Annotated in this window: 16 protein-coding genes; 1 reads left to right on the top strand and 15 read right to left on the bottom strand. The window is 47.4% G+C overall.

Annotated features, from left to right (window positions below):
- Positions 1–410: 410 nt before the first annotated feature.
- From glpX to H532_RS0101440, 15 genes are all read right to left on the bottom strand, one after another.
- A complete protein-coding gene (glpX, locus tag H532_RS0101515; protein ID WP_027723992.1) occupies positions 411–1,376 on the bottom strand; it encodes a class II fructose-bisphosphatase in 966 nt (321 codons plus the stop codon).
- Positions 1,377–1,476: 100 nt separating this feature from the next.
- On the bottom strand, positions 1,477–2,769 hold the full coding sequence (locus H532_RS0101510; RefSeq protein ID WP_027723991.1) for a UDP-N-acetylglucosamine 1-carboxyvinyltransferase: 1,293 nt from the start codon (positions 2,767–2,769) through the stop codon (positions 1,477–1,479).
- A 68-nt stretch (positions 2,770–2,837) separates the two neighbouring features.
- Entirely contained in the window at positions 2,838–3,488 is a 651-nt protein-coding gene (gene fsa, locus H532_RS0101505; protein WP_027723990.1) for a fructose-6-phosphate aldolase, read from the bottom strand.
- A gap of 71 nt (positions 3,489–3,559) precedes the next feature.
- Positions 3,560–4,423 carry a class II fructose-1,6-bisphosphate aldolase gene (gene fba / locus H532_RS0101500; RefSeq protein WP_027723989.1) on the bottom strand — a complete coding sequence of 288 codons (864 nt, stop codon included), beginning with the start codon at positions 4,421–4,423 and terminating at the stop codon, positions 3,560–3,562.
- Between the two features lie 215 nt (positions 4,424–4,638).
- The gene (locus H532_RS0101495) at positions 4,639–5,004 is read right to left on the bottom strand and encodes a response regulator (protein WP_027723988.1); all 366 of its coding nucleotides are present in this window, start codon (positions 5,002–5,004) and stop codon (positions 4,639–4,641) included.
- Between the two features lie 487 nt (positions 5,005–5,491).
- Complete coding sequence (locus H532_RS0101485) at positions 5,492–7,096, bottom strand: CTP synthase (RefSeq protein ID WP_027723986.1); 1,605 nt, start codon at positions 7,094–7,096, stop codon at positions 5,492–5,494.
- 187 nt (positions 7,097–7,283) lie between these two features.
- Positions 7,284–7,811, bottom strand: a complete 528-nt coding sequence (rpoE, locus tag H532_RS0101480; protein WP_027723985.1) for a DNA-directed RNA polymerase subunit delta — start codon at positions 7,809–7,811, stop codon at positions 7,284–7,286.
- Positions 7,812–8,014: 203 nt separating this feature from the next.
- The gene (icmF, locus tag H532_RS0101475; protein ID WP_027723984.1) at positions 8,015–11,260 is read right to left on the bottom strand and encodes a fused isobutyryl-CoA mutase/GTPase IcmF; all 3,246 of its coding nucleotides are present in this window, start codon (positions 11,258–11,260) and stop codon (positions 8,015–8,017) included.
- A 15-nt stretch (positions 11,261–11,275) separates the two neighbouring features.
- Entirely contained in the window at positions 11,276–11,926 is a 651-nt protein-coding gene (locus H532_RS0101470; protein ID WP_425426214.1) for a TetR/AcrR family transcriptional regulator, read from the bottom strand.
- A gap of 139 nt (positions 11,927–12,065) precedes the next feature.
- Positions 12,066–13,028 carry a methylmalonyl Co-A mutase-associated GTPase MeaB gene (gene meaB / locus H532_RS0101465; RefSeq protein WP_027723982.1) on the bottom strand — a complete coding sequence of 321 codons (963 nt, stop codon included), beginning with the start codon at positions 13,026–13,028 and terminating at the stop codon, positions 12,066–12,068.
- A 27-nt stretch (positions 13,029–13,055) separates the two neighbouring features.
- On the bottom strand, positions 13,056–14,195 hold the full coding sequence (locus H532_RS0101460) for an acyl-CoA dehydrogenase (protein ID WP_027723981.1): 1,140 nt from the start codon (positions 14,193–14,195) through the stop codon (positions 13,056–13,058).
- A 17-nt stretch (positions 14,196–14,212) separates the two neighbouring features.
- Positions 14,213–15,352, bottom strand: a complete 1,140-nt coding sequence (locus H532_RS0101455; protein ID WP_027723980.1) for an acyl-CoA dehydrogenase — start codon at positions 15,350–15,352, stop codon at positions 14,213–14,215.
- A 16-nt stretch (positions 15,353–15,368) separates the two neighbouring features.
- On the bottom strand, positions 15,369–16,220 hold the full coding sequence (locus H532_RS0101450; RefSeq protein ID WP_027723979.1) for a 3-hydroxybutyryl-CoA dehydrogenase: 852 nt from the start codon (positions 16,218–16,220) through the stop codon (positions 15,369–15,371).
- A gap of 14 nt (positions 16,221–16,234) precedes the next feature.
- Positions 16,235–17,413, bottom strand: coding sequence for an acetyl-CoA C-acetyltransferase (locus tag H532_RS0101445; protein ID WP_027723978.1), 1,179 nt, complete (start codon positions 17,411–17,413; stop codon positions 16,235–16,237).
- Positions 17,414–17,569: 156 nt separating this feature from the next.
- A complete protein-coding gene (locus H532_RS0101440) occupies positions 17,570–19,678 on the bottom strand; it encodes a (Fe-S)-binding protein (protein ID WP_027723977.1) in 2,109 nt (702 codons plus the stop codon).
- Positions 19,679–19,908: 230 nt separating this feature from the next.
- On the opposite strand from H532_RS0101440, the gene cls reads away from it, so the two are divergent.
- Positions 19,909–21,117: a cardiolipin synthase gene (cls, locus tag H532_RS0101435; RefSeq protein WP_027723976.1), complete on the top strand. Its 1,209-nt coding sequence runs from the start codon at positions 19,909–19,911 to the stop codon at positions 21,115–21,117.
- Positions 21,118–21,186 lie beyond the last annotated feature (69 nt).

Below are 21,186 nucleotides of genomic sequence, written 5' to 3'. Positions count from 1 at the left end.
TATGTCATGAAAAAGTCGAATAAAGGGAATAAATGCCGCACAAGACTGAACCATTTTAGGTCCATCGGGGTGTTGGTGCATCATGCGGTTTTCGGCCTGTAAGGAAGGTAAAATTATATCAATAGATAAGAAGCTGAAATGCTTTTCATTTTATCTTTCTATCCCTTATTCTAACCAAAAAATCGATGATTCAAACTATGATTTTAAGAGGAAAACTTGTCCCATCCCAAGACTCAATGTACCTTATGGACATCATAAAGGAAACGAGAACAGAGAGGTTTAAAAGGAGTCCTGGCAGAGTTTTGCTTCGTTCGACGGCGGAAAGTGTGTTCTATTCTGCCTTATTATACGGCTTCAAATAAAAGTTTGCAAGGCAGTACTTTATGATTTCGTACTGCCTTTTGCCCTTTTCATTTAATGACGAGGTTAGGTTTCTTTTTAAGACTGTGGGTACCGTGGATAAAACGCACGGTGCCGGATTTGGCGCGCATGACGACGGAATGAGTGATGCCTGATGTCCCGTTAAACCGGACGCCTTTTAAAAGTTCGCCGTCTGTGACACCGGTGGCAGCAAAAATGGCATCGTCCCCTTTGACTAAGTCATCCATGCGGAGGATTTGATTCAAGTCTTCAATGCCCATTTTTTTGCAGCGTTCCATTTCCGCTTTGTTTTGCGCGACAAGCCGCCCTTGCAATTCCCCGCCGAGACACTTCAGCGCTACAGCAGAGATGACGCCCTCAGGCGCTCCTCCGGTTCCAAATAATATGTCAACACCGGTGTCCTCAAAAGCGGTCGAAATGGCAGCAGCGACATCACCGTCAGGAATGAGTTTGATTCGGGCGCCAGCTTCCCGCACCTCATGGATGAGTTTTTCGTGGCGTTCGCGATCGAGGATAATCGCGACAAGATCCTCAATATCTTTATTTTTGGCTTTGGCCACGGCTTTTAGATTATCCACAACCGGCGCATCAAGGTCGATGCAGCCGACAGATTCAGGGCCGACAGCGATTTTTTCCATATACATATCCGGGGCATGCAAAAGACAGCCGTCATCGGCAATGGCAATGACCGCCAAGGCATTCCACGTTCCATTGGCTACAATGTTGGTGCCTTCCAACGGATCGACAGCAACATCCACTCTGGGGCCGTAGCCGGTGCCAAGTTTTTCACCGATATATAGCATCGGCGCCTCGTCCATTTCTCCTTCGCCGATCACGACGGTTCCTTTCATCGGAATTGTATCGAACACCCGGCGCATCGCCGTTGTCGCGGCATCATCGGCTTCAGCCTTTTTGCCGCGTCCAAGCCAACGGGCGGAGGCTAAGGCTGCTGCTTCGGTGACTCTTACTAGTTCCATTGAAAGACTTCTTTCCATCTCCATCTTCCTTTCAGCTTTATGTCGCCAAACGATAAAGCACTTGTCCAAGCGATGAAGAAAGCGCTTGAAGTCTTTATAAGTTTTTTAAAGAAAAAGCTCAGTCGCCAACCCTCGCCGTTTCATCTTCTTCGGCACCGGTTTGTTCGCTCCAAATATTTGCGCCGACATTCCTCAACTTTTCTATTAAATGGCTGTAACCGCGATGGATATGTTCCACCCCAGTGATTTCTGTAATGCCGTGTGCCATTGCTCCGGCGACCACCAAGGAAGCCCCAGCTCGCAGTTCCGAAGCCTTCACGCGCGCACCTTGTAATTTCGTCGGCCCTTCAATAATCGCTGAGCTTCCCTCAACTTTAATATCGGCACCCATTCGCCGCAATTCATCAACATGTTTAAAACGCGCACCGTAAATGGTATCCGTAACGATGCTTGTACCGTGGGCTTGTGTAAGAAGCGCCGTAAAAGGTTGCTGTAGGTCTGTCGGAAAACCCGGGTAGACAAGTGTTTTCACGTCGACCTTTTTCAATGGCTTCGTGCCGCGGGAGATCGCGATTTGATCATCATAAACCTCGATGTCAACGCCCATTTCTCTGAGCTTTGCCGTCAGCGACTCGACATGTTGCGGAATAACGTTATCAATGATCACCCGTTCCCCCATAGCGGCAGCTAAAATCATATACGTCCCTGCTTCGATGCGGTCCGGGATGATGGAATGGCGGCAGCCGTGCAAGGCGTCGACGCCATCAATACGGATGACATCGGTACCTGCTCCTTTAATTTTGGCGCCCATGCTTGATAAAAGGGTGGCGACGTCAATAATTTCCGGTTCTTTGGCGGCATTTTCAATAATCGTTCGGCCTTTGGCCCGGACAGCGGCAAGCATAATGTTGATCGTAGCGCCGACACTGACAACATCCAGATAAATGCGCGCACCGCGCAACTCCTCGGCCCTGAGATAAATGGCGCCTTGTTCATTCGTGACTTTCGCCCCGAGCGCTTCAAAGCCTTTAATGTGTTGGTCAATCGGTCTTGGCCCTAAATTACAACCGCCGGGTAAGCCGACAACCGCCTTTTTGAACCGTCCGAGCATGGCACCCATTAAATAGTAGGAAGCGCGGAGCTTTTTCACACGGCCGTTTGGCAACGGCATGGGGACCATTTGGGACGGATCGATGGTTAGCGTATTATTTTGAAAAGAGACTTTCCCGCCTATTTCCTTTAGTAATTCGCAAAGATGCCTGACGTCCGATATATCCGGTAATTGATCGATGGTGACCGTGGAATCCGCTAAAATCGCTGCAGGTATTAACGCTACGGCACTATTTTTGGCACCGCCAATTGTGATTGTTCCATTAAGACGATGTCCGCCTTCGATCATTATTTTTTCCATGATAAACTCCCTTTTTATTGAGATGGTTCTTCCCCAATGGTTCGGTCAAAGGTCGTGTGAAAGGAAGCTTACCTTTTTGATTGATATTTCGCCCAATCGTTCAAAAAGTTCGCTAATCCTTTATCGGTTAAGGGGTGTTTAAACAATTGCTTAAATACAGTATATGGGATGGTGGCAATATGCGCTCCTGCTAAAGCTGCCTGTGTGACATGGGCGGTATGGCGAATGGAAGCAGCGATGATTTCCGTATCCAAATCGTGAATGTCAAACAATTCACGGATTTCCGCAATGAGGGCAATACCATCATGACCGATATCATCTAACCGCCCAACAAACGGGGAAACGTAGGTCGCTCCGGCACGTGCGGCTAGCAGCGCTTGGTTAGCAGAAAACACGAGCGTGACATTGGTTTTAATACCTTCGGCCGAAAGTTTCGAAACGGCCGTCATCCCCGCTTCTGTCATTGGTATTTTGACAGTGATATTTGGGGCAATCCGAGCGAGTTCCCGCCCTTCTGCCACCATTTCATCCGCCGTTGTTGAGACGACCTCAGCGCTGACGGAGCCTTTCACGAAGGCTGTAATTTCCCGCAATCGATCATGGAAGTCGACGTTTTCTTTGGCTACTAAAGTCGGATTCGTCGTCACGCCGCTCAGCAAGCCAAGTCCGTGGATTTCCTTAATTTGATCGAGATTAGCCGTATCAATGAAAAATTTCATCGCGAATCCCTCCGTTCCCCTTTTTAGCTATCCGCTTTTTTCAGACGACAGATCTTTCAAAAAAGTTGGTTTTACGCTTTACCTGATGAACCAAATTCGCGCATTTTACCCTTAACCGTTTCTTTGATGGCGTCACGAGCTGGCCCAAGATATTTCCGCGGGTCATACAAATCCGGTTTTTGTGCGAGCACGTCGCGAACGACTTTCGTTGCCGCAATTTGGTTTTCGGTGTTCACATTGATTTTGGCGTGTCCAAGTTCAATCGCCCGTTTAATGTCCATTGTCGGAATGCCGGTGCCGCCGTGCAGGACAAGCGGGACGCCGGTCAGATTTTTGATTTCTTCCATGCGGTCAAACCCAAGTTTCGGTTCACCTTTATACGGTCCGTGAACGGAACCAAGAGCCGGAGCAAAGCAGTCTACACCGGTTTCGTCAATCAATTGTTTACATTCAGACGGAACGGCATACATAGCTTCAGCATCTGTCACGACAAGATCATCTTCCTGACCACCGATCCGGCCGAGTTCGGCTTCAACGGACACGCCTACAGCATGAGCCATTTCAACAACTTTTTTTGTTAACGCAATGTTTTCTTCCAATGAATAATGAGAGCCATCAATCATCACCGATGTAAAACCGGCTTGCACGGCTTGCACACATTTTTCAAAGGATGATCCGTGATCCAAATGAATGGCAACGGGGACAGTAATATGATATTCATCCATTAAGGCTTTGACCATGGCAACGACCAATTTAAAACCACCCATATATTTGGCCGCACCTTCTGAAACCCCTAAAATAACCGGTGATTTTTCTTCTTCCGCTGCTTGCAGAATGGCTTGGGTAAATTCCAGGTTATTGATATTAAATTGCCCGACAGCATATTGTTCAGCCCTTGCTTTGTTTAACATTCTCGTCATGGATTCCAAAGCCATGTTCGTTTCCTCCTTAAAAATGAATAATAAGATGCTCGCCCGTCGTCAGCATACGGGCTCGTTATGTATAGGCAGACCCCTTTACACCTTATTTTCATTGTTAACGAATTGCTCATAAAACATGATTATTATAGCATATAAACGACTAAGGGAAAAAATCGTAAGGCTTTGCGGTGAAGGAAAGTCTTGTGATGAAAATGGAAAGCAGATATGTATTAGTCTAAATGCTCCTTTACCGTAACCAACAACTCATCGATATCAAAGGGTTTGGAAAAATACGTGATGGCACCGAGCGCCATGGCCTCCTGAATCATATCCAGTTCACCATAGGCCGTCATGATGATGACTTTCGCCTTTAAGGCATCTTCCTTCAGCTTTTTTAGGATTTCAATGCCGTCCATGCCGGGAATTTTCATGTCCAAAATGATGAGATCCGGTTGATGCTCTTTCACCAGAGACAAAGCTTGCTCGCCATTTGCTGCTTGATAAGTGACGTAACCTTCTTTTTTAAAAATTTCATTTAGCAGAATCCGAATCCCAAATTGATCATCTACGACTAAAATTTTTTTGGCATTACTCATCCTACGTCACCTCTTTATCGTGATCTCTCGCCTTTCATCTCCCAATATTCGATAAATAGAAGGAAATATCCTGCTTTTTTGATATGAATAGTCACCTTCTCGCTTTGACCCATGAATTTACCAAGGGCATACACCTCATGCTGATTTCGCATAGGAGAAAAGCCAAGCCTCCTGCCCTTTTTAATTACTTCGTCCAAAATGGTGGAACTTTTAAAATTTAAAAAGAGCTGGGACATAAGTCAATTTCCCAAAAATTTGTCCCCAACAATATAAATAAAGTCACATTAAAACGAATAACCCCGTACCACTTTTAAAGTGATATGGGGTTATTATTGGGATGCGGTCAACCTTTTAGCCACTTTTTGCCCAACCTCTATTTTTGGGACGCGGCCTTTTAGCCACTTTTGTCCCAACCACTTTGCTTATCGGTCTTTGCTATTTTATCGTTCGATTTTGGATTAAAGGATTAATTTTTAGCATCTTCATTTTAATTCTTTTTAAAATTTAATGCTGCGCCGACAAATTGTTTAAAAAGCGGCTGTGGTTTTGTCGGCCTTGATTTAAATTCGGGATGGAATTGCGAAGCGACAAACCATGGGTGGTCACGCAATTCAATGATTTCAACTAAACGCCCATCCGGACTTAAACCGGAAAAGACAAAGCCATGCTTTTCCATCACTTGCCGGTACTCGTTATTAAATTCGTAGCGATGGCGGTGGCGTTCATAAATGACAGGTTCCCCATAGGCTTCTCTGGCTTTGGTGCCTTCGACAAGCTTGCAAGGATATAACCCCAAGCGTAGCGTCCCGCCCATATCCTCGACATCTTTTTGCTCAGGCAATAGATCGATAATGGGGTGGGTCGTATCGGGATTAATCTCCGTCGATTGAGCATCTTTATAATTTAAAACATTACGGGCAAATTCCACCGAAGCCATTTGCATGCCGAGGCAAATCCCGAGAAACGGCACTTTGTTTTCACGAGCGTAACGGATGGCTGTTAATTTACCTTCAATTCCGCGATCTCCAAAACCGCCGGGCACAAGTATGCCGCTGACGTCACCAAGAAGTTCCCCGACGTTCTCATCATTTATGGTTTCCGAGTTGATCCATTTGACTTGAACCTCACTATTATAATCATAGCCCGCATGGCGCAATGCTTCGACAACGGAGATGTAGGCATCCTGCAAATTAACATATTTACCCACAAGGCCGATGGTCACAGATTTTTGCAAATGTTTTACCTTATTGACAAGCTCCCGCCATTCCGTCATGTCCGCTTCTTGACAATTGAGATGCAAATGGCGGCAAACGATGGTGTCAAGATGCTGTGCTTGAAGAGCAAGCGGAATTTCGTAAAGGGTATCGGCATCTAGACATTCAATCACACTTTCGACCTCAATGTCGCAAAACAGGGCTATCTTTTCCTTCATATCTTGAGACAGCGGAATTTCAGTTCTGGCGACGATAATATTCGGCTGAATGCCTAAGCTGCGTAACTCCTTCACGCTGTGCTGCGTTGGTTTTGTTTTCAATTCCCCGGCAGCTCTAATGTACGGGACAAGTGTGCAATGAATATACATGACGTTTTCAATGCCGACATCGCTTTTGATCTGCCTGATGGCTTCAAGAAAAGGTAGACTTTCAATGTCGCCAACCGTACCGCCGATTTCGGTAATCACGACATCGGCCCCGGTTTCCCGGCCAGCTCGAAAAACGCGCTCTTTGATTTCATTTGTAATGTGCGGAATGACTTGAACCGTCGCCCCAAGGTAATCTCCGCGACGTTCTTTTCGGAGCACCGAGGAATAAATTTTTCCTGTTGTGACGTTAGAGTATTTATTTAAGTTGATATCAATAAACCGTTCATAATGACCGAGGTCAAGGTCGGTTTCAGCTCCATCATCCGTCACGAAAACTTCTCCGTGTTGATACGGGCTCATCGTACCCGGGTCGACATTGATATACGGGTCAAATTTTTGAATGGTGACATTCAGCCCTCTGTTTTTTAACAAGCGACCTAATGATGCCGCCGTAATCCCTTTGCCAAGAGAAGACACAACACCGCCAGTTACAAAAATGTATTTTGCCAAAAGAGACATCCCCCTTTAAAGATTAGTATGTTCATTTTCATTAAAAGCAGTCGAGTAAGCGGGCACTTTAAAAGCTTTATAAAAAATAAAAAGTGTGCCTCCTGTAACAGGAGGCACACCGAAATCGTTCTCGTATAGCCCAAAAGTGATTTTAGCAGAGTTTCACTTTCGAATCAACTAAAAGATATTACGAGAGTTCTTCATCGTCGTCTTCGTCAATTTCCAGTTCCTCATCCACATCTGTATCGTCATCGGTGTCGTCAAAATCGTCGTCTCCGAGAAGGTCTTCATCATCGTAATCGTCCAACTCGTGCTCTTCATCGATGTCATCATAATCGTCAACAAGGTCTTCGTCAATGTCGTCGTAGTCGTCGATCAAGTCTTCATCTAAATCATCGAAATCGTCGTAGTCGTCATTCAACGCGCGGCGCTTGCGCTTCGTCGTCAAATGAGAAGCGACGTCTTCATCCTGCTGTTCAACCGGATACCAATCTTTCAGACCCCAGAAATTTTGACCGACCGCGAGAAACCGACCGTCGATATTCATTGTTGTATAAAGACGAGCTAAAACATCGATGCGCTCTTCGCCTTCGATATCACTTGGGATAACACCATTGGCCAAGTCGTAAAAGTTCATGGCTTGCTTTTTACCGGCGAGAAAATCGTAGACGCGATCAATGAGCGGTTTATCATCGGTGAGGTTTTGCTGTGCCATCCTTTTCACCCTTTCCGTCCGAAATACTGCAAGAAACATTATATAGAATATAAGGTCCACGCCGCAAGTCGCAATTGACCGAGCATCAGCCACAATTATCCACCGTTTTTTACAAAATCATACATAAAGAAAAGAAAGGGCGCCGCTTGCCGCACCTTGTCGATGGGTGCCTCTAATGGCAAGTGACAGCCCTCGATTGGGTTTTACATGTTTCGGCGGTATTGGCCTCCTACTTCGTAGAGGGCACGGGTAATTTGGCCAAGGCTTGCGTGTTTTACGGTTTCCATTAATGTTTCGAAAATATTGCCGCCAGAAAGCGCTGTTTCTTTTAGTTCAGCCAAAGCTTGATCGACTTCCGCGGCATGTTTTTCATGGAAAGCTTGTAGGTTCCTGATTTGCTGTTCCTTTTCTTCTTTCGTCGCCCGGGCTAAGGTTAATTCTTGAATGACTTCCTCAGATTTGTTCGGATTGAGGTAGGTGTTAACACCAATAATTGGGAGCTCACCAGAGTGCTTTTTCATTTCATAATAAAGCGACTCGTCTTGAATTTTCCCTCGTTGGTACATCACTTCCATGGCGCCGAGCACGCCGCCACGGGCATTGATGCGTTCAAATTCCGCCAAAACAGCTTCTTCAACAAGTTCCGTCAGCTCTTCGATAATGTAGGCGCCTTGTAGCGGATTTTCATTTTTGGCCAAGCCGAGTTCTTTTGTGATGATCAACTGAATCGCCATCGCTCGGCGGACCGATTCCTCGGATGGCGTCGTAATCGCCTCATCATAGGAATTGGTGTGTAGCGAGTTACAGTTATCATAAATCGCCATAAGCGCCTGAAGCGTTGTCCGGATGTCGTTAAAGTCTATTTCCTGCGCGTGGAGCGAGCGACCGGATGTCTGGATGTGGTATTTAAGTTTTTGGCTGCGCTCATTTGCCCCGTACTTATATTTCATGACTGTTGCCCAAATGCGGCGAGCCACCCGACCGATGACTGTATATTCAGGGTCGAGCCCGTTGGAAAAGAAGAAAGATAAGTTTGGCGCAAAGTCATCGATATGCATCCCGCGGTTTAAATAATACTCGACATACGTAAAGCCGTTGGCGAGCGTAAACGCTAACTGCGAAATCGGGTTGGCCCCCGCTTCAGCAATATGATAGCCCGAGATGGAGACAGAATAGTAATTGCGCACCTTATGGTCAATAAAGTATTGTTGAATGTCGCCCATCATCCGCAAAGCGAATTCCGTAGAGAAAATACAGGTGTTTTGCCCTTGGTCTTCTTTTAAAATATCAGCTTGCACTGTGCCGCGGACGGTGGATAAGGTTCTCGCTTTAATTTCCTCTGCCTCTTCTTTGGTCGGCTTGCGGCCATTTTCCGCTTCAAATTTCTCCAGTTGTTGGTCAATCGCCGTATTCATAAACATCGCTAGAAGAATCGGAGCGGGTCCATTGATCGTCATCGACACCGATGTGGACGGATGGCAAAGGTCAAAACCGGCATACAGTTTTTTCATATCATCTAACGTGCAAACGCTGACGCCGCTTTCGCCGATTTTCCCATAAATGTCGGGCCGACGGTCGGGGTCTTCGCCATATAAAGTGACGGAATCAAACGCGGTGCTTAACCGTTTGGCTGGATCGTCTTTTGACAAGTAGTGGAAGCGTTTATTCGTGCGCTCCGGTGTGCCTTCCCCTGCAAATTGACGTTTCGGGTCTTCACCTTTCCGCTTAAACGGGAACACGCCGGCTGTAAATGGGAACGCCCCTGGCACGTTTTCTTTGTATGCCCAGTTCAGGATATCCCCCCAGTCTTCATACTTGGGCAAGGCGACTTTCGGAATGTCTAAACCAGATAAGCTTTTGGTCGTCAATTCATTGACAATTTCTTTGCCGCGAATGTTTACCGTCAACGTTTTCTGGCTGTATTTTTTCTTTAAATCGTCCCATCCCTCCAAAATTTTCTTGGAGTCAGGATGCAGTTTATCCAGCCAGGCCGCCTTCATCGCTTCGATTTTGGCAATTTCTTTGCTATGGTCCCCTGGCTCTTCTTTCAGCGCTTCAATGGTGCCGTTTAATTGATACGCGCGCCGAGCACAGCGGACTTGTTGAGCCACGAACGCTTTATAATCCCGGACGGTTTTCACAATGTCACCAAGGTAGTTGACTTTCTCCGGAGGAATGATGACGTTTTCTTTTTTCACCGTCATTGTATCGGTTCTGACAGGCTCCCAATTGACGTGCGTTTTTTCGTTGATTTTCTCAACGAGAGCTCCGAATAAAACATTCGTTCCGGCATCATTAAATTGGCTGGCGATCGTTCCATAGACCGGCATCGTTTCGGGCGCTTGACCAAATAAAAGGTGGCTGCGCTGATATTGTTTGCGGACATCCCTCAGCGCGTCTTCTGAACCTTTTCGGTCAAATTTATTGATGACGATGATGTCGGCAAAATCAATCATGTCAATTTTTTCAAGCTGCGACGGCGCACCGTAATCACTCGTCATGACATACATCGCCACATCGGCGATTTGCGTAATTTCCGCATCCCCCTGACCAATACCACTCGTTTCAACGATAATGAGGTCAAACGGTGCTTGTTTGACTACAGCCAGGCAATCGCGAATGGCATCGGAAAGCTCTGATTTTGACTGCCGTGTCGCCAAGGATCGCATATAAACGCGCGGATTATTAATGGAATTCATCCGGATACGGTCGCCGAGAAGCGCCCCGCCCGTTTTTTGTTTCGTCGGATCGACGGATAAAATGGCAATTCGCTTGTCGCTGTAGTGATTTAAAAAGCGACGGACGAGCTCGTCGGTCAGCGAGCTTTTCCCTGCGCCACCCGTACCGGTGATCCCAAGGACGGGAATAGTTTTCGCTTGCGCAACGCTTTCCAGCGCGCTAGAGACTTCACGAAAGGCCGGGTGCTCGCTTTCGGCCAGCGTAATCACTTGAGCTAAAGCGCGTTTATCGCCTTGTCTTACGCGTTCCATTTCGTCTCGCAATTCAGTGATTGTCGGAAAATCGCATTCCTCTAACATGATGCTGATCATGCCTTCGAGGCCCAATTCGCGGCCGTCATCCGGAGAAAAGATGCGGGCGATGCCGTATTCATGCAGCTCCTTGATCTCTGGAGGAATAATGACACCGCCGCCCCCGCCATAAATGCGGATATGCCCAGCGCCTCGTTCCTGCAATAGGTCATACATATATTTAAAATATTCCATGTGACCGCCTTGGTAAGATGAAACGGCAATGCCTTGTACGTCTTCCTGAATGGCCGCTTCAACAACTTCCTCAACCGAACGGTTATGACCCAAATGGATGACTTCCGCACCGCCTTGTTGGAGAATGCGGCGCATGATGTTAATGGAGGCATCATGGCCGTCAAATAGACTTGAAGCGGTGACAAAACGGACATGATGTTTGGGACGATATAATGGTTTTGCCAATTCGGTCCACTCCCTTCATGATTTTTGATCGATCGATGGGGCTTTTTGAACAGAAATCCCATAAAGAATCGCATCGATTAAATAGGCCGTATATTCGTGAACGGTAAATGTTTTGGCTAAACTCCAGCGACGAAACGCCCACATTTGACAAAGGACAAGGATGTGGTGAGCATAAAATTCTTTTTCTTTTTCCGTAAGATGAAGCGCGCCAAGGCGGATGCAATGATCTAATACATCTTCAAGAAGCTTTACCATCTCTAATTCCTTATTCAACACATAAGGGAGTGACTCTTTGGACAGCGATTTCGCCTCTTGGTACATGACGAGCACTTCATCCTGCATGTCATCCATGACCTTCACACAGCCCGCAACCGCCGCTTTCAGACATTCCACTCCATCGCCTTTAAGGGCTATCGTGGCGCGCAGTCTGTCGCTGACTTTGTTATAAATATCATCGCAAACGAGGTAAAGGACATCTTCTTTCGTTCGAATGTATTCATACAATGTTCCGATGCTGAAGCCTGCTTCACGTGCGATTTCCCTCGTCGTCGTCCGATGAAATCCCTTCTCGGTAAACAGCTTGACGGCCGCTTTAATGAGTTCAGCCCGGCGCTGTTTGATTAACTTTTCATCTTTAACCGTTGTTTCCACATTTTTCGGCATCACCCTCACCCCTCCTTTTCCCGTCACTCAAAAAATTTTACGAACTACCGGCGGAGTTGAAATCGGGTGGGTTTTGATCTTTTTTCGCGGGAACTGTCGAATGAGGTCGTGAGAGTCATGACCCTTTTTTTCGACGAATTCACTAAAGTTCCCCGTTTTTTTGCATGATCTCCTTTTCCTGATTTTGGAACCATTTATCAACGAGCCGAGCAGCGAGTGTATACGGATCTAATGAAGAAGCCGCAATATGTTCTTTTTCCTCTATAAAAAACTGCTCAATGCGGCGGGAGGCTTCGTCCTGAATAATTTCAAGAATTTCCCGCTCTTTATTCCGCCTCCTGCGCTTCATTCCTTCGCCGCTTTCCAAAAGGTAGGCTGCATGGGCTTCACAGGCTGCCCAAAATTCCGCAATGCCTTCGTTTTTTGCCGCACTGACCCGTTTGACGGGAGGACGCCAAGCTTCATGGTCTTTCGCCAAATCGAGCATCGCGTTAATTTGGGCATGAAGCGGGCCGACCCCAGGCAAATCGGCTTTATTGATGACAAAGAGATCGGCAATTTCCATAATGCCAGCCTTAAACACTTGTATGACATCTCCTGACCCCGGGGTGACGACCACTGCCGTCGTATCCGCCACTTTCATAATGTCGAGTTCCGATTGCCCGACGCCGACCGTTTCGATCAGAATGACATCAAACCCAAAGGCATCCATGATTTTAATGACATCTTTTGTTGTTCGCGATAATCCGCCAAGACTGCCACGTGTACCCATGCTGCGGATAAACACTTTTGGGTCGGTAAAATGTTTGGCCATCCGCACCCTGTCGCCAAGAATGGCACCACCGCTGAACGGGCTTGTCGGGTCAATCGCACAGACGGCCACACGTAAGTCAAGTGAGCGCAAGTAGTCGATTAAACGGTTCACAAACGTGCTTTTCCCGGCTCCCGGTGCACCGGTAATACCGATGCACCGCGCCTTGCCCGTTGCCGGATACAAATCACTCATGAGCGCCAATTTGTCTTCATGGTCGTTTTCCACATAGGTGATTGCCCGAGCCAAAGCGCGGATATCCTTTTGTAAAATTTGTTCGGCAAGCATGTGCATGAAAACCAGCTTCTCTCAGAAAACCTTTTATTTTAGCAAAGCACGCGAGATGACGAGACGTTGAATTTCATTAGTACCTTCATAGATTTGCGTGATTTTGGCGTCGCGCATGAATCGTTCAACCGGATAATCTTTGGTATATCCGTAACCACCAAATACTTGGACCGCTTCGGTTGTGACTTCCATCGCTGTATCGCCGGCAAACAGTTTCGACATCGCCGAAGCTTGGCCGTAGGGGAGGCCGTTCGATTCGAGCCATGCGGCTTGATAGGTTAAAAGGCGAGCCGCTTCCACTTTTGTTGCCATATCGGCAAGCTTAAACCCGATGGCTTGTTGCGCGCCGATCGGTTTGCCAAATTGTTTACGCTCTTTGGCGTAAGCAATGGCCGCATCCAAAGCGCCTTGGGCAATGCCGACGGCTTGGGCGGCAATGCCGTTTCTGCCACCGTCAAGCGTCATCATGGCAATTTTAAAGCCTTGCCCCTCTTCCCCGAGGACGTTTTCTGCCGGCACACGGCAATCTTCAAAAATCAATTCCAGTGTCGGGGAGGAGCGTATGCCAAGTTTCTTTTCTTTCTTGCCGAAGGAAAAGCCCGGTGTGCCTTTTTCGATAATGAAGGCGGTTGTGCCCTTATGTTTTAATTCCGGATTCGTTAGGGCAAAAACAACATAAATGTCGGCTTCACCGCCATTGGTGATAAAAATTTTATTACCGTTAATGATGTAATGGTCGCCATCGCGTTTGGCGGTTGTGCGCATCGCCCCGGCATCCGAGCCCGAACCCGGCTCCGTCAAACCATAGGCGCCGATTTTCTTTCCTTCCGCCATGGGACGCAAAAATTTTTGTTTTTGTTCTTCAGTGCCGAATTTATAAATGGGCCAACAAGCGAGTGACGTATGGGCCGATAACGTTACACCAATGGAAGCATCAACGCGGGAAAGCTCCTCAACGGCGATGACGTAGCTTAAATAGTCCGCCCCAATCCCGCCATATTCTTCCGGCCAAGGAATTCCGGTTAAGCCCAGCTCGGCCATTTGATCAAAAATGGAACGGTCAAACGTTTCCGTTTCATCACGCTCAGCTGCGGTTTTTGCGACTTCATTTTCCGCAAAATCACGCACCATTTTCCGAAGCATTTCGTGTTCTTCGCTCAGTTTAAAATCCATGGTTTAATCCCCTTTTCTTATTTCAGTAACTGTTTACTAATGACGATATGTTGAATCTCGTTTGTGCCTTCATAGATTTGTGTGATTTTGGCATCGCGGAAATAACGCTCAACGGGATAGTCTTCGGTGTAACCGTAGCCGCCAAAAATCTGGACGGCTTCTGTCGCCGTTTTCATCGCTGTTTGTGAAGCAAATAGTTTCGCCATCGAGGCTTCTTTTGTGCACGGTTGTTTGTTTTGTGCCAGAAAGGCCGCATGATAGACTAATAATTTCGCTGCTTCGACTTCCGTTGCCATATCCGCAAGCTTAAAAGCGACACCTTGCTGCGCGCCAATCGGTTTACCGAATTGTTTTCGGTCTTTGGCATATTGAATGGCATGATGGAGAGCACCTTCAGCGATGCCAAGCGCCTGCGCGGCGATCCCAATGCGGCCGAAATTGAGGTTGGACATGGCAATCTTAAACCCTTGGCCTTCTTCCCCAAGCCGGTTTTCTGCCGGTACAACGGCCCCGTCAAATTGCAAGGTGACTGTGCTTGATCCGTGCAAGCCCATCTTTTTTTCCGCTTTTCCTATGGTGAAGCCAGGGGTGTCCCGTTCAACAATAAAGGCGGTAACCCCGCGGCTACCTTGCTCCGGATCTGTTTTGGCGAAAACGATAAAAACATCGGCCGCTCCGCCATTTGTAATAAAAATTTTCGAACCGTTTAGGACATAGTGATCACCTTGACGGACCGCTCGCGTGCTTAATGCGGCAGCATCGGAACCAGCGTTTGGTTCGGTTAAGGCAAACGCACCAATCCATTCCCCTCGCGCCAACTTCGGGATGTATTTTTGCTTTTGCGCTTCCGTTCCGAAATAAAGAATCGGATTCGTGCCGACGGAGGTATGGACGGATAAAATGACCCCCACTGTGGCACTAATTTTTGCAATCTCATGAATGGCGATGATATACGACATATAATCCATTCCAGAGCCGCCATAGGCTTCAGGAACTGGAATGCCCATCAGACCAAGCTCACCCATTTTTTTGATCACTTCAATGGGAAAGCGGTCTTCGGCTTCCATTCTCGCCACTTCAGGCGCGATTTCCTTTTCGGCAAAGTCCCGAACCATTCTGCGCACCATGTCATGTTCTTCGGTGAAAAGAAGGTTCATCGCTGGGCTCTCCTTTTTAATTGCCGTTGTAGTCATAAAATCCCTTCCCAGACTTCCGGCCGAGCCAACCCGCCTTGACATATTTCCTTAAGAGCGGGCATGGCCGATATTTATCATCACCTAGTCCTTCATGCAGGACTTCCATAATATAAAGGCAGGTATCAAGCCCGATAAAATCAGCGAGCGTCAGGGGACCCATCGGATGATTCATGCCGAGTTTCATGACCTCATCAATCGCTTCCGGCGTCGCGACCCCTTCGTAGACGCAGTAAATCGCCTCGTTAATCATTGGCATCAGAACCCGATTGGAGACAAAGCCAGGGAAATCATTGACTTCGACCGCGGTTTTGCCGAGTTTTTCCGCATAGTTTTTGACTTTTTCATATGTCTCATCTGATGTGGCCAAGCCGCGAATGACTTCCACCAGCTTCATCACGGGAACCGGATTCATAAAGTGCATGCCGATCACTTTCTCTGGGCGCGACGTGACGGCGGCGATTTCCGTTATAGGTAGCGATGACGTATTGGAGGCGAGGATGGCGTCAGCCGGTGCGACTTCATCTAATTTCTTAAAAATCTCGGTTTTGACGCCCATGTTTTCAACGACAGCCTCAACGACGAGGCTAACGCCTGATGCTTCATCAAGGGAATTGGCTTTCACAAGGCGCTTCAAAGCTTCATCTTTTTCACTTTCGGTTAACTTGCCCTTTTCCACGTCGCGGGCTAAACGTTTTTGAATGCCGGCCAAACCTTTTTCAAGCTGTGCATCGTTATTGTCATATAGCAACACGTCAAAGCCTGAAACCGCAAATACTTGAGCAATGCCTGAGCCCATTTGCCCGGCGCCAATGACCATGACTTTTTCCATTTGTTAATCACTCCTTATACTTCAACTAAAATGGCGTCGCCTTGACCGCCGCCGCTGCAAATCGCCGCAATGCCCAGTCCGCCACCGCGGCGTCGTAATTCGTAAATCAATGTCATCAGAATGCGCGCACCGCTTGCGCCGATTGGGTGGCCGAGGGCAACAGCACCGCCATTGACATTCACCTTCTCCGGATCAAGATCGGCGATTTTATTTGCCGTAAGGGCAACGGCCGCAAACGCTTCATTGATTTCAAATAAGTCGATGTCCGAGAGTTTTTTACCGGTTTTATTTAAAAGGTCTAAAATCACCCGGCCCGGTGTCTCCGGAAAATCTTTGGCCTCCATGGCGATCGCTGTATGACCGATGATTGTGGCCAGCGCTTCCTTACCTTGCCGCTCGGCGGCTTTTTCATCCATAAGCACAAGAGCTCCCGCGCCATCATTGACCCCCGGGGCATTACCAGCGGTTATCGTGCCGTCTGGGCTAAATGCGGGTTTGAGCTTCGCGAGTTTCTCAAGGGAGGTATCGCGACGGACCGCTTCATCCGTTGTGACTTTCACGGGTTCGCCGCGGCGAACAGGCACTTCAACAGGCACGATTTCATCAGCAAATTTACCGCTGTCAATCGCTTGCTGAGCCCGTTGATGGCTTCGGAGCGCCCAGCGGTCTTGTTCCTCACGGGTGATGCCGAATTTGGCGGCGGTCTCACTACCATAGATGCCCATATGCACGCCACTGAACGAACAGGTCAACCCATCATGAACCATTAAATCCACAACTTTTTGGTCACCCATGCGATAACCAAACCGAGCGTTTGGCAAAAAATACGGAGCGTTACTCATTGATTCCATGCCGCCAGCGACAATCGAACGCGCATCTCCGGCACGGATGATTTGGTCACCGATCGTCACAGCTCGCAAGCCAGAGGCGCAAACTTTATTGATCGTCTCCGTGCGCACAGACCAAGGTAAACCCGCGTGGCGCGCGGCTTGCCGGGAAGGGATCTGCCCTTGTCCTCCTTGTAAAACGTTACCGAAAATGACCTCATCAATGGCTTCACCTTCAAGGCCGCTTCGGGTGACGGCTTCCTTGATGGCGATGCCACCGAGCTCGGATGCGCTTAAGGAGCTAAGCGCACCTCCAAGTTTTCCAAAAGGCGTTCTCGCCGCGCTAATGACTACTGTTCTCCCCATGTTTTGATCCTCCAGTTCCACTTTTGTATTTTTATAAAATTGGTAAGCGGTTTCATTTAACCGAACGAACGCTCGCTCGGTGAGCTTGGATAAAGGAGGGGCTTCCTAAGCCCCTGATTTTTTATGAAATTAAGCTTCTTCATTTAAAATTTGGTCTCACACAGCTTGTTGTGCATCAGGTGGGGTAATGGAACGTTCCACCAGCTCAACCACATCAAAGGTGTGAACTTTGTCTTCGACTTCTTTAGCTTTAGTGCCGTCAGACATCATCGTTAAGCAATATGGACAAGCGCTGCTGATAATCGTCGGATTGACGGCGAGCGCTTGTTCCGTGCGGGCGACATTGATGCGTGTGCCGGCACGGTCTTCCATCCACATTAACCCGCCACCAGCACCACAGCACATGGCGGTTTCGCGGTTGCGTTCCATCTCAACAAGCTCGACACCCGGTATCGCTTTAAGAATTTCCCGCGGCGGATCATACACGTCGTTATAACGGCCGAGGTAACAGGAATCATGGTAAGTGATGCGTTCATTTACTGGATATTTCGGTGTAATCCGGCCTTCTTTAATCCATTGGGCAATCAGTTCAGTATGGTGATAGACTTCGACACCTTCCAAACCAAATTCGGGGTATTCATTTTTAAAAGTATTATAAGCGTGCGGGTCAGCGGTAATGATTTTCTTAACGCCGTGTTTTTTGAACGTCTCAATGTTTTGGCGTGCCAGCTCTTGGAACAGGAACTCATTACCGATGCGCCGCGGTGTATCGCCGGAGTTTTTCTCTTTATTCCCTAAGATCGCAAAAGAGATCCCTGCGACGTTCATGACTTTAGCGAGCGATTGAACGACTTTTTGGCTGCGCGAATCATACGAGCCCATGGAGCCAACCCAGAACAAGTATTCAAAGGTTTCTCCCGCTTTTTCAACTTCTTTAACCGTGCGAACGACAATATCGTCACGGCCTTCGCGCCAAACTTCGCGTTCTTTGCGGTTTAATCCCCACGGGTTGCCTTGCCGTTCGATATTGGTGATGGCGCGCTGTGCATCCGGATCCATTTTTCCTTCGGTCAAAACAAGATACCGGCGCAAGTCAATGATTTTATCGACATGTTCGTTCATGACCGGGCATTGGTCCTCACAGTTCCGGCATGTGGTACAGGCCCAGATTTCCTCTTCCGTAATGACATTACCGATAAGACCAGCGTAGTTTTCATCGGCAGCGGCCACTTCTTGTTGGCTTTGTGCCGCATAAGCGAGTTGGTTCGCTTTCGTATTGGAAAAGGCGAAAGCAGGCATCCATGGCGTCCGTGATGTGACAGCCGCACCGTATTCCGTGAGATGATCTCGCAACTTCACGATTAAATCCATTGGCGACAACATTTTGCCTGTTCCAGTTGCCGGGCAAAAGTTCGTACAGCGGCCGCATTCCACGCAAGCATATAAATCAATGAGTTGGTTCTGTTGGAAATCTTTAATATGATTAACGCCAAATGTCTCTTGGCTTTCATCTTCGAAATCAATTGATTTCAGCTGGCCGACCTTATGCGTCCGTCCTAAAAAGACGTTGGCCGGAGCAAACAATAGATGCGCATGTTTGGACTGTGGGACATAGACAGCAAAGCTTAACAAAATGAGAAGATGCGCCCACCAAAAGATATAGAAACCAACCTCAGCTATAGTAGGCGGAAGCCATTGGAAAATGAAAGCGACCGTTGTCGCAAGCGGCGTGTACCAAGCGTAAGGTTCACCTCGCCAGATCATTTCCATGCCGCTGGAAAGGATGACGGATAACATGAGTGCCCCGATAAATAAAAGCACGAGACCGGCTTTAAATCCTCGTTTCAGGCGGACAAGTTTTTCAATATAGCGGCGATAAAAAGCCCAGACGACCGCCACCAAAATCATGAACGTGACGAATTCCTGAAGCACTTTAAAGGCGGGATAGAGCGGTCCGAGCGGTAAATGTGACCCTGGAGCGAGCCCTTTCCAAATTAAATCAATGGCACCGAATTGAACGAGGATGAAACCATAGAACATCATGACGTGGATGGCGCCACTTTTTTTATCCTTCAAAAGCTTCCTTTGGCCAAACACATAGACAAGGATGTCATTGAGCCTTTCTTTTAACGTCCTGTCCCATTCAGCCTTTTTTCCAAGCTTTATAAATGTAATTCTTGTTTTGACAACGTGTACGACGAGATATATGCCGTAAGCGAGCACAATAAGAAAGAGGATCCAGTTGGCAATCATGAATGCGCTCATTTGCTCACTCCTTCATGACAATATTAGAAAAAGACGGCCGCACGCAGCATGTAAGCCCATACATATCTGAATGCGACTAATTTTCTGTAGATAATTATAGCACAAAAAATTATGAATGAGCATTCAGTCGGGGAATTTTTTTAAAAAAATTTGGGGGCTTGGTTTGTAGAAATTTTACGTGTTGGGGCATGATAATAATGGGGTTGAATTTAAATAAGGAGGCGCGGCCCATGATTTTTGTTTGGACCATCGTCCTCGTCATTGCCGTTGTCGCTCTTTTTCTTGCGTTTGTCTTATTGGATATTTATCTTGGACAGCGCCGATTAAAAAAAGAAACGGAGATCCATCTCTCACCGGTCCGATTGAGCGATGTGAATTTGTTCAGTGACGGTCGGCGGTTTTTTGACAGCTTGGAGAAAGACATCACACATGCCAAAGATCATATCCATATCTCTTTTTTTATCTTTAAAAACGACCAAATTGGAAAAGAATTTTGCACCCTCTTAATCAATATGGCACAGAAAGGCGTGCGCGTCCGACTGTTATTGGATGCCCTTTGCGTCTTGACATTTCCGCGAAAAGCGCGAAAAGCTCTCGCCGATGCCGGTGTTTCTCTGGCGTTTTCGGCAAAACCGTATTTTCCTTTTTTCTTTTATTCGTTAAATCGCAGAAACCATCGGAAGCTGGCCATTATAGATGGCAAAATCGCTTATGTTGGGGGATTCAATGTCGGCGATGAATATCTTGGACGTAAAGCGGATATGGGGGACTGGCGCGATTATCATTTGCGGTTGGAAGGAGGTGCGGTCTCCGACATTCAACGACAATTTTTAAAAGACTGGGAAACCTCGACCCATGAAAAAGTGACAGAAGCAGCGTATTACCCTGATTTACCAAAGGGCCGCTATGAAATGAAGTTAATTGGGACGAATGCCTATTTCCTTGAGAATCTCTTCATTGACCATTTAGAGCGGGCAAAGAAACGGATTTTTATTGGATCACCTTATTTCATCCCGTCAAAAAAGCTCTTGAACATTCTGATTCAGAAACTTGATCGTGGGGTAGAGGTGACGCTTCTCATCCCAGCAAAAAAAGATCACCCATTTGTGCATCCCGCTTCGTACGCGTATTTGCGCCCGCTCCTCGAGCACGGTGCCCGTGTTTTTCATTTTTATGAAGGATTTTACCACGCCAAGGTTTTTTTAGTCGATGATGAGAGTTGCTATATGGGCACAGCCAACTTTGACTTGCGCAGTTTTAATTGGAATGATGAAATGAACGTGTTTATTTATTCCAAACCATTGATTGACGAAATCGAGATCCTCACCCAAAAGGATTTGCTGAAATCAATGGAACTGACCTTGGATGATGTCCGACGTCGACCGTTCATCGAAAAAATGAAAACGCGCTTGTCCGTCGTTTTATCCCCTTTTTTATAAACTTGGCTCCGCCGAGCCTTAAGGGCAAAGGCGGAGCCTTCGTTATTCTTACACGATCCTGAAAAAATT

The sequence above is a fragment of the Tuberibacillus calidus DSM 17572 genome, from assembly GCF_000430685.1.
GTDB classification, from domain to species: domain Bacteria; phylum Bacillota; class Bacilli; order Bacillales; family Sporolactobacillaceae; genus Tuberibacillus; species Tuberibacillus calidus.
This window is presented reverse-complemented; position numbering and strand designations above follow the sequence as displayed.